Annotated in this window: 12 protein-coding genes; 4 read left to right on the top strand and 8 right to left on the bottom strand. The window is 64.7% G+C overall.

The features are described 5' to 3' along the window. Window positions 1–59: 59 nt before the first annotated feature. From HNO81_RS11675 to dinB, 6 genes are all read right to left on the bottom strand, one after another. A complete protein-coding gene (locus HNO81_RS11675; RefSeq protein ID WP_175318293.1) occupies window positions 60–1,862 on the bottom strand; it encodes a penicillin-binding protein 2 in 1,803 nt (600 codons plus the stop codon). Between the two features lie 48 nt (window positions 1,863–1,910). Then, window positions 1,911–2,630 carry a hypothetical protein gene (locus tag HNO81_RS11670; RefSeq protein ID WP_175318292.1) on the bottom strand — a complete coding sequence of 240 codons (720 nt, stop codon included), beginning with the start codon at window positions 2,628–2,630 and terminating at the stop codon, window positions 1,911–1,913. Next, window positions 2,627–3,619: a 16S rRNA (cytosine(1402)-N(4))-methyltransferase RsmH gene (gene rsmH / locus HNO81_RS11665; RefSeq protein ID WP_175318291.1), complete on the bottom strand. Its 993-nt coding sequence runs from the start codon at window positions 3,617–3,619 to the stop codon at window positions 2,627–2,629. Before rsmH ends, HNO81_RS11670 begins: the two co-directional genes overlap by 4 nt. Window positions 3,620–3,786: 167 nt before the next feature. Continuing rightward, window positions 3,787–4,215, bottom strand: a complete 429-nt coding sequence (mraZ, locus tag HNO81_RS11660; RefSeq protein ID WP_175318290.1) for a division/cell wall cluster transcriptional repressor MraZ — start codon at window positions 4,213–4,215, stop codon at window positions 3,787–3,789. A 354-nt stretch (window positions 4,216–4,569) separates the two neighbouring features. Then, the gene (locus HNO81_RS11655; protein ID WP_175318289.1) at window positions 4,570–4,941 is read right to left on the bottom strand and encodes a DUF3040 domain-containing protein; all 372 of its coding nucleotides are present in this window, start codon (window positions 4,939–4,941) and stop codon (window positions 4,570–4,572) included. 252 nt (window positions 4,942–5,193) lie between these two features. Then, entirely contained in the window at window positions 5,194–6,426 is a 1,233-nt protein-coding gene (dinB, locus tag HNO81_RS11650; protein WP_175318326.1) for a DNA polymerase IV, read from the bottom strand. A gap of 124 nt (window positions 6,427–6,550) precedes the next feature. Here dinB and HNO81_RS11645 point away from each other — a divergent pair, with 124 nt between their 5' ends. Both HNO81_RS11645 and HNO81_RS11640 read left to right on the top strand, forming a co-directional pair. Further along, entirely contained in the window at window positions 6,551–7,075 is a 525-nt protein-coding gene (locus HNO81_RS11645) for a hypothetical protein (RefSeq protein WP_175318325.1), read from the top strand. Then, window positions 7,072–8,166 carry a polyprenyl synthetase family protein gene (locus HNO81_RS11640; protein WP_175318288.1) on the top strand — a complete coding sequence of 365 codons (1,095 nt, stop codon included), beginning with the start codon at window positions 7,072–7,074 and terminating at the stop codon, window positions 8,164–8,166. Before HNO81_RS11645 ends, HNO81_RS11640 begins: the two co-directional genes overlap by 4 nt. Window positions 8,167–8,175: 9 nt before the next feature. Here the strand turns inward: HNO81_RS11640 and HNO81_RS11635 are convergent, their stop codons facing one another. Continuing rightward, the gene (locus HNO81_RS11635) at window positions 8,176–8,529 is read right to left on the bottom strand and encodes a helix-turn-helix domain-containing protein (RefSeq protein WP_175318287.1); all 354 of its coding nucleotides are present in this window, start codon (window positions 8,527–8,529) and stop codon (window positions 8,176–8,178) included. A 249-nt stretch (window positions 8,530–8,778) separates the two neighbouring features. On the opposite strand from HNO81_RS11635, the gene HNO81_RS11630 reads away from it, so the two are divergent. Both HNO81_RS11630 and pknB read left to right on the top strand, forming a co-directional pair. After that, complete coding sequence (locus tag HNO81_RS11630; protein WP_175318286.1) at window positions 8,779–10,167, top strand: LysM peptidoglycan-binding domain-containing protein; 1,389 nt, start codon at window positions 8,779–8,781, stop codon at window positions 10,165–10,167. A 98-nt stretch (window positions 10,168–10,265) separates the two neighbouring features. Beyond that, on the top strand, window positions 10,266–12,287 hold the full coding sequence (gene pknB / locus HNO81_RS11625; protein WP_175318285.1) for a Stk1 family PASTA domain-containing Ser/Thr kinase: 2,022 nt from the start codon (window positions 10,266–10,268) through the stop codon (window positions 12,285–12,287). A gap of 44 nt (window positions 12,288–12,331) precedes the next feature. Here the strand turns inward: pknB and HNO81_RS11620 are convergent, their stop codons facing one another. Continuing rightward, window positions 12,332–13,723 (bottom strand): class II 3-deoxy-7-phosphoheptulonate synthase, encoded by a 1,392-nt coding sequence (locus tag HNO81_RS11620; protein WP_175318284.1) that lies wholly within the window; start codon window positions 13,721–13,723, stop codon window positions 12,332–12,334. Between the last annotated feature and the right edge of the window lie 74 nt (window positions 13,724–13,797).

Below are 13,797 nucleotides of genomic sequence, written 5' to 3'. Positions count from 1 at the left end.
TTCTTTCCGGGCACTGTGATGCGCTGGATGCTGCTGGTACTTCCGGCGTTGAACAGGTGCTATTTGGCGTACTGGGGCATCCTGGCCGGTTCGCCGGTTGACGGCTGGACGTTGTAGGTCCGCAGCGCCTGGCTCATGACGGACCGGAACACCGGCCCGTTGGTGATGCCGTAGATGCTGCCCTTAGGCCGCTGGAGCACCACCTCCACAATAAACCGCGGATCATCCATCGGCGCCATCCCCACAATGGAGGCGGTGTAGCCGCAATAGCCGGACTTGCCATCGTCGCAGGGGGACTCGGATGTCCCCGTCTTGGCGCCAACCCTGTAGCCGTCGATGCCGGCGTCCTTGATTTCACCTTCGGTGACGGCGCTTTCCAGGATGTCCTGGACCTGCTGGGCCGTGCTGTCCGAGACAATCTGCTTGGCCGGCTGGGCCGGCACCTTCTCTTCTGTGCCGTCCGGGGAAATATAGGAATCGATCAGGCGCGGCTGCAGCATGACGCCGTTGTTCGCGATGCTTTGGTAGGCACGGACCGTCTGGAGCGTGGACTGCGATACACCCTGGCCGAAAAGGACGGTGTACTGCTGGCGCCCGTCCCACTGATCCGCAGGCGAGAGGATGCCGGCCGCCGTGGCGGGAAGCCCGATGTCCGGAGCCTCGCCAATCCCAAACTTCCTCAGCCAGTCGTAGCGCTGTTCCTTGCTGAGCCGCTGGCCGGCCATCACCGTGCCGGTATTCATGGAGTACCCGATGATTCCCGCCAGCGTCCGCTCCTCGGTGCCGTGCGTGAAGGCGTCGCTGAAGGTCTGGCCGTCCACGGTGTAGGTAGGAGGAATGGTGAAGGTGTCCAACGGCTTGGCAAGGCCCTCATCGATCACGGCTGCGGCCGTCATCATTTTCTCCACCGATCCCGGCTCATACGCTGCCGTTACGGAGCGCACGCCGCGGTCCTTCGCTGCCACCAGCCCGGGGTTGTTGGGGTCCGGGGAGTTCGTGTCCGCAAGGGCAAGCAGGTTCCCGGTCTTGGCGTCCATGACGATGATGACGCCCCACTCTGCACTGAGTTTGTCAGCCTGGCTCTGGATGGCCTGCTGGGCGAAGTACTGCAGGTCGGAGTTGAGCGTGAGTTTGACGTCCTTGCCGTTTTGGGGCGGGGTCAGCTCGTCGAGGCCCACGGGGATGCGGAGGCCGTCTGCGCCGATCTCGAACAGGCGTTTGCCGTCCGTTCCCTTCAGCTTGTCATCCTGCGTCTGCTCAATGCCGGCCTGCCCGGTGGTGCCGTCCTGGAGGAAGCCCACCACTCCCCCGGCAACCGCGCCATTCGGGTAGACGCGCTTGCTGACACCTTCGGCGACGATGCCGGGTACCTGGAGCTTGGAGATGCGGTCTTCAACATCGGGCTTCACGTCCTTGGCCACGATGTAGTACGGCTGCTGGCCGGTAACGGCGTCCCTGACGGCGTTGGTGTCCATGCCCAGGGCGGACGCGAGTTCGGAGATTGCCTGGTCGCGGCTGACGTCCACCAGTTTTTCGTGTCCGTCGCTTGGCTCGAGCCGCTTGTACGATTCGGTCTTCGTGTTGACCCGCTGGTCAACGACGATGTTGTAACGGATCACGCTGTTGGCGAGGACGGTGCCGCGCGAGTCAAGGATGCTGCCGCGCTCGGCCGGCAGGATGGCTGACGTCATCCGGCTGTTCAGTGCGGCTTCCGCCATTCCGCCAACGTCCAGCCCCTGGACCAGGAACAGCTTTCCGCCCACCACCAGCAGGAGTGTGAGCATGACGCCCAGCCCCAGCCGCAAGCGCCTCGTGGCGTTGGGGGCCTTGCCTTTTCCTGCTGTGCCGGTCGTCTTCGCCACCGTGAATATCCTTGCTGCTCGACGCTGCTGACTGACCTGCCTGCAGGTTTACTGTCCGGGAACCTTCTGCTGGGGCGCCGGGACGGAGCCGCCGTGCAGTTCGGGGGCCGGCTTGGCCGCCGCCGCTGCGGCTGCGGCCTGGGCTGCTGCGGCCTGGGACGCATCCGCGGCGGGCTCGTTGGTTGCGGTGCCCGCTGCGGCTGCCTTGTCAGCGGCAGTGGAGTTGGAAGCCGCGCTCTTGGAATCTGCCGCCTTGGGGTCGGCGCCCTTAGACGCCGGCGGCACAATGAGCTGCCCTGCCACGGCGGGCGACGGAATGACTGCTCCTGTTGCTGCCCCCTTGACCGCGGGGGTGGCCTTTCCAGTGACCGAGAGCGTGGACAGGTCGATCTGGCCCTTTACGGTGGAAGCCACCATGCCCAGCTCGGTGGCTTTGGCTGCAAGGTTCTGTGGCGCCTCGTAGTTCTGCACCTGCTGGGTGAGGTCCTGGTTCGCTTTGGTCAGCGAGCTCTGCTTGGCGCGCAGCTCCACCAACTGGTACTGCGCGGTGGACACCGAAATGTTCAGGACCAGCACGGCAACCAGGGCCACGGCGAGCATGGCAAAGCACAGCACAACGAACGGGGCACGCCGCTTCTGCGGAGCCGTGCGGACCACTGAGAGCGGGGTACGGGCTTTTTGCGCCCCACCCGGTTTGCCCGCGGGCCTGATTTCGGGCGCCGAGCTGCCGGAAACAACGGGAAAGTTCTTGACGGCGGCGGTGCTCATGCAGCTCTCCTGGCTCTGATTCGTTCTGCCGCGCGAAGCCGGGCGGAGGCGGCGCGTGGATTTTCGGCGATTTCGACGGCGGTGGGCACCTCGGTGCCTTTGGTCAGGGTCTTGAGTTCGGGTTTATGCTCTTCCAGCTCCACCGGGAAACCCAAGGGGGCCGACGATTTGGAGCGGGACTGGAACACACCCTTGACGATCTTGTCCTCCAGTGAGTGGTAGGACATGACCACGATGCGACCGCCGAGGGCCAGTGAATCGACGGCGGCCGGAACGGCACGTTCCAGGACGTCAAGTTCCTCGTTGACCTCGATCCGCAAAGCCTGGAATGTCCGCTTTGCGGGGTGGCCGCCGGACTTTGCCGCAGATCCGGGGACAACGGAGCGGATCTGTTCCACGAGCTCGCCGGTAGTGGTGAACGGCTTGGCGGCACGCGCTGCGACGATCCTGTTGGCGATCCGCCCGGCGAACTTCTCCTCGCCCCACTTGCGGATGATCCGGACCAGGTCCTCTTCGCTGTAGGTGTTGACCACGTCAGCGGCGGTTTGTCCCCGGCTGGTGTCCATGCGCATGTCCAGCGGAGCATCGAATGAGTATGCGAAGCCACGCCCGCGCTCATCAAGCTGGAGGGAGGAAACGCCAAGGTCCATGAGGATTCCGTGCACTTCGCCTACGCCAAGGTCTGCAAGGACGTCCTGGATTTCGTCGTACACCGCGTGGACCAGGTCTGTCCGGGCGGCAAAGGGGGCGAGCCGTTCACCGGCAAGGGCCAGGGCTTCCTCGTCCCGGTCGATGCCGATGAGGTGCAGGTCGGGAAAACGTTCCAGCATGGCCTCGGAGTGCCCGCCCATGCCGAGGGTGGTGTCTACCGCAACCGGGGTTTCGCCGCGAAGCCGTGCTGCTTCGAATCCCGGTGCCAACAAATTGATGCACCGGTCGCGAAGGACCGGTACATGGCGTTCGGACGTGGGCTTGGGTTGATCGGTCATGCCTGGTCCTTTCCCGCCGTCATTGTCCCCTTACTGCTTCTGGGATCAGATCCCCATCCGCACCTACCGTTCCGCCCGCCTGGCTCCGGGGAAGGTGAGCCAGGTTGGCAGCCGGTGGGCCGGCTGGAGATCTCATCCAAGAAACCCCCGCTGCCCCGCTCCGGAATTCACAGAATGCCCGGAATGGGATCGTCAGTTTCGGAAAAGGCCGTCTCCTTCTCCGCAAGGTACTCATTCCAAGCCTGGGCGTCCCAGATCTCGGCGCGGGTACCGGCGCCGATGACGGCAAGTTCCCTTCCGAGCCCTGCGTACTCCCGGAGCGCGGGTGGAATGGTCACGCGCCCCTGCTTGTCAGGTACCTCGTCAGAGGCTCCAGAGAGAAAGACGCGGATATAGTCACGTGCCTGCTTGGAGGAAATTGGAGCCTCCCGCATTTGCTCGTGGACCCGCTCAAATTCCTTCTCACTGAAGACGTAGATGCAACGCTCCTGGCCCCTTGTGAGCACCAGGCCGCCGGCAAGTTCCTCACGGAACTTGGCAGGGAGAATGATCCGCCCCTTTTCATCCAGACGCGGCGAGTGTGTGCCCAGAAACACTGGCCCACCGCCTGTCCGCCGTCAGGAACTGCACATCCCCTATGTTGCAACCACCCTCTTATGTCCTCCACATTACTCCACTTTCCACCACAGTCAACGCAAAACGGCCCCGCGCGCGGCTGATCTATGGGACTGCGCCCTTGAAATGGCGCGGATTGGAGGCGGTGGTGGGAAGTGGAGGAAATTCGGCGCCCCGGTCAACCAGCCTGGAAGCTGTGGATCCACTGCAGGACGCCGGCGGAACGGGTGTCAGGTTAAACAGGAAAAGACCCGCCTGAGCGGGTCTTTTCCTGTTGCCCCCCGGTGGGCCGGGGAGTGAAATGGAGGACGTTGGTGAGGAGCCTCCTGGAGTGTTTAGGGCTCACCCCTGCGGCGTTCGTCCCAACGTTCCTCCAGGGTGCTCATGAAGGAACTCCGTTGCTTGCCGGGCTTTCCCCCACCGGCCTTGGTTCCCGGAGTGCCCCGCGAACTGCGCATCGTGGCGAAGTACACCCCGCCACCCATGACCACGAAGCCAAGGACTCCCACAAAGATGTTCTGCAGGGTGACTCCGACCAGCAGCAGGAAGACGCCGGCCAGAGCACCGAGAACCCCGATGACCACATGCCTGGTTGACCATGACCGCCCCGGATCCGAACCCATTGAGTTCGCGAACTTGGGGTCATCCTCGTGAAGCTGCTTCTCAAGCTGCTCAAGCAGCTTCTGTTCGTGCTCCGACAGCGGCATCACGACCTCCTTTTGTAGGCCAACGTCCGGGCTGATCCCAGCCACTACTTCTACTCCGATGAACGCCTGCTGTTGCTGAAAAGTTCCCGCCTGGGCAGCCTTTGCCAAAGCGGAAACCCAGCATGCGTTCGCGGGAGCGGGAGCATGTCCAAGAGGGTCCGGCAGTAAGTCCATTCACTCGAAACTATGTATCTATAAGGATAGATTGTTGAGGGCTGATCTGAAAGACGGCAATGACTTCGCCGGGCCCTCTCAGGCGGGACGTCCGGCGCCGTCGTCCGGCCGGTTTTCCGGCTCCATCAGGCGTGCGGGGAGAACCGACTTGTTGCCGAATTTCCGCGCCACCTGGTCCAGCGCCTGCTCGGCCGCCCGCCAGTTGTCATCCCTCCGGTCGATGCTCAGCTGAAGCGAGGTCCGCGCTGCTTCCTCGAGCTGTTCGGCCCTGACCCCCACGAGCCGGACGGCCATCGGCCTGGCGCCGACGGACTCCAGCAGCTGGAGCGCCACCGCATAGAGCAATTGGGCGCTGTCCACCGGAGTCTGGACGGTCCGGCTGCGGGTGATCGTGGAAAAGTCGGAGAACCGCAGTTTGAGTGCCACTGTCCGGGCCACCATTCCAGAGCTCCGCAAACGGGACGCCGTGCGGTGTGAAAGCCGCAGAAGTTCCCGGCGAAGCAGGGCGTCGTCGTGGGTATCGACGCTGAAGGTTTCCTCCGCTCCGATGCTCTTTTCCAACCGCACCGGCGTCACCGGCCGCGGGTCGATGCCCCATGAAAGCTGGTGGACATGCTCCCCTGTTGCCCCCAGGACTTTCTTCAGCGAGGAGACCGGCGTTGCAGCGACGTCTGCCACGGTGCTGATCCCCATCTTTGCCAGCACCTCCTTGGTTTTGGCACCCACACCCCAAAGCGCACCTACAGGCAAGCTGTGCAGGTAAGGGACGGTCTGATCCGGGCCAATGAGCAACAGGCCGTCCGGTTTGCAGCGGGTGGACGCAATCTTGGCGACGAACTTGGTCTCCGCGATGCCGACGGAGGCGGTGATGCCAAGTTCCGCCGCCACCCGGCGGCGGATCAGCTCGCCGATTCCCCTGGGCGGCCCCAACCGCCTAAGCGCCCCCGTGACGTCAAGGAATGCTTCGTCCACGCTCAGCGGCTCGACGAGGCTCGTGATGGATTCGAAGATGGCCATCAGCTGCCCGGACACCTCGTAGTAGAGCTTGTGCCGGGGTTCAATAACAACTGCCTGAGGACACATCCGCATGGCCACGGCCATGGGCATCGCGGACTTCACACCAAAGGCACGGGCCTCATAGGACCCCGAGAGCACCACCGAACGCTCCCCCGGAAAGCCGACGATCACGGGCTTGCCGCGAAGTTCGGGACGCGTGCGCAGTTCCACGGAGACGAAGAAGGCGTCCATATCAACGTGCATGATGCACGTGCGCCGCCGGCCGGAAAGGCCCGCGGCGGATGCCTGGTTCATACCTGCGTGCCCCACGGCTGCCATCCTATCGGCTTGCAGGCGCTGCACCGGTTTGTCAGGAGTGCACTGCATGCTGGCTAAACTGGAGGCTGGTTCAGCCCACAACACCAGGAGGAAAGTCTTCGTGACGGCTATTGGATTCTTCAAGCCAGCTGGCCTGGCTGCACTTGCCACCGTTGGGGCCCTGGCCCTGGCCGCCTGCAGCCAGTCACCGTCTGAACAGGTCCAGCCTTCCCCTTCTGCTTCGGCCGCCGCCACGCAGCCGTCCCTGACCGCTTCACCCAGCCCGTCGGCGTCGCCCAATACCTCCGCCACAGTTGGCGCGGTGGTGGAAGGCTTTCCTCAGCAGCTCCTGCCACTGATGCCCGGGGCAACGGTGGTGTCCAGCAGCTTTGACAAGGCCTCCTCCCCTGCCACCGCAGCACTCGTGGGAAGCGTGAACGCCCCCACCGCCGCGGTCATTGACTTCTACAGCAAAGCGCTGGAGGGGCAAGGCTTCAAGGCGGTTCCCGGGGACAACGTGGGCGGATTGGCCTCAAAGGATTTTGTCCGCGGCGATAGCGAGACTGTTAACCTCTCGGTCGTTGAAACTGCCGGCGCCTCCACCTTCACCATCGGTGCCAACGTGGCTGCTGAGTCCGTAAAGTGACCGCCGCCGAGCAGCTGCGCAATGAACAGGCCGACTTTGTCGCAGGCGTGGCCGGTGAACTCACGGGCTTCCTCACGGCACGGCAGTCCGTCATGTCCGGCATCTCACCCGATATCGAACCCATCATGGGATCCATATCCAATCTGGTGACCGGCGGCAAACGGCTCCGGGCTTTGATGTGCTACTGGGGTTGGCGCGGCGCGGGCGGCGAGGCCGGGGCCAGCCAGGTGGTGACCGCCGGGGCAGCACTTGAGCTGTTCCAGGCAGCAGCCCTGATCCACGACGACATCATTGACCGTTCGGATACCCGGCGGGGCGGTCCCAGCGTGCACCGCCGTTTCAGCCAGCTGCACACCGCCCAGGGCTGGGCCCTGGACAGCGAGCGTTTTGGCCAGGCCGCAGCAATCCTTGCGGGCGACCTCTGCCTTTCCTTCAGCGAGGAGGCCTTTACGGACATCGGCGAGCGGGCTGCCTCGGGAAGCCGGGCGAGGCTGATCTTCAACCTGATGCGGGCGGAGGTCATGGCCGGCCAGTACCTTGACATCCTGGAAGAAGTAGCAGGCCCGGTCCGTGACCGGGCCGGCGCCGTGGGCAGGGCGCAGTCGATCATCCGCTTCAAAAGCGCCAAGTATTCCACTGAGCACCCCCTGGCCCTGGGCGGGGCCCTGGCGGGAGCCTCCAATGAGCTGCTCCGCAGCTATTCGGCGTTCGCCCTGCCCCTGGGTGAGGCCTTCCAGCTCCGCGACGACGTCCTGGGTGTCTTCGGCGATCCGTTGACCACCGGGAAGCCGGCGGGCGACGACCTGCGCGAAGGAAAGCGGACGGTCCTGGTGGCTTTGGCGTTGGACCAGGCTTCGCCGGAAGAGTCCGCGTTCATTGATGCCAGCCTCGGCAGCCCGGATCTTTCGGACGCCGACATCCTGGAGATCCGGCGGATCATCCAGGATTCCGGCGCACTCCAGGCCACCGAGGTCCTCATTGGTGAATTCGGTGCGGCAGCCTTCGACGCGCTGGAGGGTCTTGATCTGGACGAACTGCCCAAGACCGCCCTTCGGAGGCTGGCCGAGGCGACCGTCAGCCGGGCCTCCTAGGGCGGACTGTTACCAGGCCAGAGTTTGGGCCCTGCGCCTGATCTCCGTTTTGCGGCCTTCACGCAGGGCATCGATGGGGCGTCCGCGCAGTGATTCGTCTTCCGTGAACAGCCAGACAATAAGGTCCTCGTCTGAGTAACCGGCGTCAGCCAGCACCACGATTGTTCCACGAAGACTGTCCACAACCTCGCCATCCTGGATAAACGCCGCGGGTACGGACCTGATCTTCCGGTCGCCCACGCGCAGGGCCGCCAAGGAATGCTCGTCGATCAGGCTGTGCACTTTAGTGACAGAGACATTCAACAAACGGGCCACATCGGGCAAGGGCAACCACTCGCCCACCAGGGTTTCTACATTACTCACGGATCAAGGTTGCCACGCCGCCCACCCTGCCGCCTAGTCGGCGCATTACAGGCCGCCCCTGACCTGCAGACACTCCCAAAAGCGGCCAATAAGCGAACTCCCAAAATTCTTGTGCTAACCGCGAATTCGTGAGAGATTCACACACATCACATTTGTAACACTTATAACTTGAGTCACAGTAGTATCAAGATTGACAGCGGCATCCCCGCCCGCGTCCGCACCCCGCAGTTGAGAAGAGGATTCTTTCCGATGACGTTGTCCCGCTCGCGCAAGCAGCCCCCCAAGCCGAGTCTGCCGATGATTGCCGCCACCACTGCGGCGCTGCCAGCGGTTGTATTGTCATCCTTGGCCCTCGCCCAGCCAGCCACAGCCCAACAGCCGTCACGCAGTATCCCCAGCAGCCTGGCAGCAGCCATGAAAGCGCAGGCGGAAGCGAAAGCAACGGGCACCATCATTCCCGAGGCCGTTGTCTCCACTACCATTCCCGCGGCGTTCCAGCCTGCGCAGCCGGCAGCGCCGGCTGAATACACCATCGTGCGCGGCGATACCGTCAGCGCGATCGCCGGCCGTTTCGGTCTGAACACAGGGGACGTCCTGAGGCTTAACAACCTGCAGGCCAACACCATCATCTACCCGGGCCAGAAGATCAAGCTGTCCGGTTCCGCGGACGCCGCTCCTGCTCCCGCCGCTCCGTCGGCACCGGCGCCCGCTGCTCCCGCCCCCACGGGCGGCGCCACCTACACCGTCAAGTCCGGCGACACCCTGGGCGCCATCGCCGCAAGGCACAACGTGTCCCTGTCCGACGTCTTCGCCTGGAACAACCTTTCCATGCGCTCCATCATCTACCCGGGACAGAAGGTCAAGGTTGGTGGCGGCGATTCCGCGCCTGCCCCCGCACCCGCCGCACCTGCGCCTGCCCCGGCGGCACCGGCCCTGGCGAACACTGCTGCCCCGGCCGCTGGTTCGTACACCATCAAGGCCGGAGACACGCTTTCAGCCATTGCGTCCCGCAACGGCGTCAAGCTCTCGGACCTGCTCGCGGCCAACAACCTGGGGATGACCACCATCATCTACCCCGGCAGCAAGCTGGTGATTCCCGGCGGCTCCGGCCCCGCAGCCCAGCCTGCAGCCGCACCCGCGCCGGCTGCACCGTTGGTACCCAGTTCCTTCCTGGGATTCAGCTACCCGGCCGCTGTTGTCAGCTCCGCCAATGAAAACAAGGCCCTGTTGAACGCCTCGCCGGTACCCTCCCGTGATGAGATGAAGAACATCGTGGCCGACACTGCCCGCCGCATGGGCGTGGAACCGTCGCTGGCCCTGGCTTTCGCGTTCCAGGAATCCGGCTTCAACCAGCGCGCGGTGTCCCCGGCCAACGCGATCGGCACCATGCAGGTCATTCCCAGTTCCGGGCAGTGGGCATCGGACCTGGTGGGACGGAAACTGAATCTGCTGGACCCCTATGACAATGCCACGGCCGGCGTCGCCATCATCCGGCAGCTTCTTGCCACCAGCAAGGACCAGGACACCGCCATTGCGGGCTACTACCAGGGCCAGTACTCGGTGAGCAAGTACGGGCTGTACGAGGACACCAAGGCCTACCTTGCCGCCATCAAGGCGCACCAGAAGAACTTCAGCTGAGCTCCGGCCACTGACCAACACATGATTGCGGGTCCGAACCGTTACCGGTTCGGACCCGTTTTCATTTCAGGCGCGTTTTGCTCCGGGATTAGGATCGTATGGTGCAGGAACACGTGTCAGACCCAGTTGTAGGGACGCTGGTGGACAACCGCTATGCCGTCACCGCCAGGCTTGCCCGCGGCGGGATGTCCACCGTCTACCTTGCCGTGGACCAACGGCTGGACCGTGAAGTGGCCCTCAAGGTGCTGCATCCCCACCTGTCGGTCGACGAGAATTTCCTGGGCAGGCTGGGCCGTGAGGCGAAGGCCGCTGCCCGGCTCTCCCATCCCCACGTGGTGGGTGTCCTAGACCAGGGCAACGACGGCAACACGGCGTACCTCGTCATGGAATACATCAAGGGCCATACGCTCAGGGACGTCCTCAAGGACCGGGGCGCTTTGCCTCCCCGGCTGGCGCTGGCCCTGATCGATCCGGTGGTGGAAGGGTTGGCGGCTGCACATTCGGCCGGCTTCATCCACCGCGACGTGAAACCCGAAAACGTCTTGATCGCCGACGACGGCCGGATCAAGATCGGCGACTTCGGCCTGGCGCGGGCAGTGACCAGCTCCACCAGTACCGGCGCCCTGATCGGAACCGTCGCCTACATCTCCCCGGAACTGGTCCTCGGCAAGCCAGCGGACGCGCGCAGCGACGTCTATTCAGTGGGCATCATGCTCTACGAGATGCTCACCGGGCGCCAGCCGTTCGAGGGCGACGTGCCCGTCCAAGTGGCGTACCAGCATGTCAACGCCACGGTGGGCCCGCCGTCGGACTTGGTCCCCGGGCTGGCCGGCGAAGTGGATGAGCTGGTGCAGTGGTGCACCGCCAACGATCCCGAGAACAGGCCAGTGGATGGCAGCGCGTTGCTCCAGGAACTGCGCCACATCCGGACCAACCTCTCTGATGCCGAACTGGACCTTCAACCGCCGGCAGCGGCCGCCGCAGCGTCGCAGCACGCGACCGAAATCCTGGGCCGCACCAGCAATCCGACAACGCTGCTTCCGCCCTCCCGGCCTGCAGCACCGGCCTACCCGCCCGGCCTGGCGCTGCCGGACGACGACGATACCGGCGACGGCTGGTCTCCCCCGCCGCCGAGGCTGGGCAAGCGGGCGCAACGGAAGGCGGCCAGGGAAAGCGAGAAACTCCGATCTGTGGCTGCCGCCACGCCGGTCCGGACCCTGCGGGAGGGAAATCCGCGGCGCCGCGGCCTCATCTGGGCAGTGGTCCTCATCCTCGCGGCCCTGCTGGCAACCGGAGCGGGCTGGTTCTTCGGTATGGGTCCCGGTGCCGCCGCCGCCGTTCCCCCGGTGGCCAACAAAACGGTGGCCCAGGCCCAGCAGCTGCTCAATGGGGTGGGATTCCGTTCCACGACGAACGATGTTTTCGACGACGAAGTGCCCACCGGAATCGTGGTGGGCACCGACCCCGCTGCAGGGACGGAAATCCGGAAATTCCAGCCGGTCTCGCTGCTGGTGTCCAAAGGTCCCCAGCTCTTCCCCCTGCCCCAACTGACGGGCGGAAGCTTGGACGCAGCGAAGAGCGCCCTTAATGCGGCAGAGATGGCGCTGGGGGCGGTCACCGAAAAGTTTGATGAAGAAGCAACTGCCGGAACCGTTCTCTCCCAGGATCCCGCCGCTGGCACGCCAGCCCGGCACGGGACGCCCGTGGAACTCACCGTGTCAAAAGGCCCGCAACCCATTCCCGTCCCGTCGGTGGTGGGCAAGGCCAGGAACGACGCCGTAGCTGCACTGGAAGCTGCCGGCCTTACCGCCAAGGACGCTCCCGACCAGGTGTTCGACCGGGACGTTCCGCAGGGCTCGGTGGTCAGCCAGTCCCCGGCCAACGGGACCCTGACCAAGGGCGGGACGGTGACCCTGACCATCTCCAAGGGTCCCCGGATGGTGACCGTCCCCAGCTTCATCGGCAAACAGGCGTCAGAGGCACGCAAAGCGCTCGAGGCGCTGGGCTTCCAGGTCCGCGTCAACAACATCCTGGGCGGTTTCTTCGGCACCGTGCGGGACCAGTCCCCGGTCAACCGGGACGTCCCGGAAGGGTCCGTCGTCACCATCACCGTGGTGTAGCAGGGAGGCCGGCAATGCCGGCCTCCCTTCTCCTTCAGCCCGTCCTAGTGCTTGGAGAGCGCGCCGGCCACCAGGAAAGCCATTTCGAGCGACTGCATGTGGTTCAGACGGGGATCGCAGACCGACTCGTACCGGTCGAGGAACGCGTCCTGGTCGATGGGGTCGGCCCCACCCAGGCACTCCGCCACGTCGTCGCCCGTCATTTCGACATGCAGGCCACCCGGCACTGTGCCCAGGCCGTGGTGCACCTCGAAGAAGCCGCGCACTTCGTCGATGACGTCGTCGAAGTTGCGGGTCTTGTACCCGTTGGGTGAGGTGACCGTGTTGCCGTGCATGGGGTCGGTGACCCAGAGGACCTGCGCCCCGGAGGCGGTGACCTTTTCGACGACGGCCGGCAGCTTTTCGCGGATGTTGCCGGCGCCCATGCGCGTGATGAAGGTCAGGCGGCCGGGTTCGCGCTCGGGGTCGAGTTTGTCGATCAGGCGCAGTGCGTCATCACCGGTGGTGGACGGGCCCAACTTCACGCCGATGGGGTTGCGTACCCGCGAGAGGAAGTCGACGTGCGCGTGGTCCAGTTCGCGGGTCCGCTCACCGATCCAAAGGAAATGGGCCGAGGTGTCGTAGGGGAAACCGGTGCGGGAGTCGATGCGGGTCAGCGCGCGTTCGTAATCCAGGAGCAGGGCTTCGTGGCTTGCGAAGAACTCCACCCGCTTGAGGGCTTCGAAGTCGGCGCCGCAGGAGTCCATGAACTTGATGGCACGGTCGATGTCGCGGGCCAGCGACTCGTAGCGGGCATGCGCCGGATTCTCGGTGAACCCCTTGTTCCACTGGTGCACGGAGCGCAGGTCCGCGAAACCGCCCTGCGTGAAGGCGCGGATGAGGTTCAGGGTGGAAGCGGACGTGTGGTACGCCCGCAGCATGCGTGCGGCGTCGTGGCCACGGGACTCGGGAGTGAAGTCGTAGCCGTTAACGATGTCGCCGCGGTAGGCGGGCAGGGTCACGCCGTCACGGGTCTCGTCGTTGGAGGAACGCGGCTTGGCGAACTGGCCTGCCATCCGGCCCATTTTGATGACCGGCATCGCGGCACCGTAGGTGAGCACCACAGCCATCTGGAGGATGGTCTTGACGCGGGCACTGATCTTGTCCGCGGTGGCGGCTTCGAAGGTCTCGGCGCAGTCCCCGCCCTGAAGCAGGAATGCCTTGCCCTGGGCGGCAGCAGCCAGCCGCTCGCGGAGGACGTCCACTTCGCCGGCGAACACCAAGGGTGGCAGCACCGACAGTTCCTTCACCGAAGCCTCAAAGACGTCCCGGTCCTGCCAGCTGGGCTGTTGGGAAATGGGAAGGTCCCGCCAGTGGTCCAGGCCCGGATAGTTGGCCGCTCCGCTCTGGGCGGTGCTGGACAGAGAAAAGGCTGGTTTTGCAGATAGCTCAGTCACCCTCTAAGACTAGCGGCAGGGCGGCAGCCGCGGGCACCGGGCCGTCACGCTGCGCGCTGTCCCCGTCACAACTG

The sequence above is a fragment of the Pseudarthrobacter sp. C4D7 genome (genome assembly GCF_013359725.1).
Taxonomy (GTDB): Bacteria; Actinomycetota; Actinomycetes; order Actinomycetales; family Micrococcaceae; genus Arthrobacter.
Note: the sequence above shows the minus strand (reverse complement) of the source record. Positions and strands in the feature narration are given on the sequence as shown.

What these genes read in the sequence shown, in the direction of transcription:
- dinB (WP_175318326.1), bottom strand. Translation starts at nt 6,426, where the DNA reads ATGAACCAGGCATCCGCCGCGGGCCTTTCCGGCCGGCGGCGCACGTGC.
- rsmH (WP_175318291.1), bottom strand. Translation starts at nt 3,619, where the DNA reads ATGACCGATCAACCCAAGCCCACGTCCGAACGCCATGTACCGGTCCTT.
- HNO81_RS11630 (WP_175318286.1), top strand. Translation starts at nt 8,779, where the DNA reads ATGACGTTGTCCCGCTCGCGCAAGCAGCCCCCCAAGCCGAGTCTGCCG.
- HNO81_RS11670 (WP_175318292.1), bottom strand. Translation starts at nt 2,630, where the DNA reads ATGAGCACCGCCGCCGTCAAGAACTTTCCCGTTGTTTCCGGCAGCTCG.
- HNO81_RS11655 (WP_175318289.1), bottom strand. Translation starts at nt 4,941, where the DNA reads ATGCCGCTGTCGGAGCACGAACAGAAGCTGCTTGAGCAGCTTGAGAAG.
- pknB (WP_175318285.1), top strand. Translation starts at nt 10,266, where the DNA reads ATGGTGCAGGAACACGTGTCAGACCCAGTTGTAGGGACGCTGGTGGAC.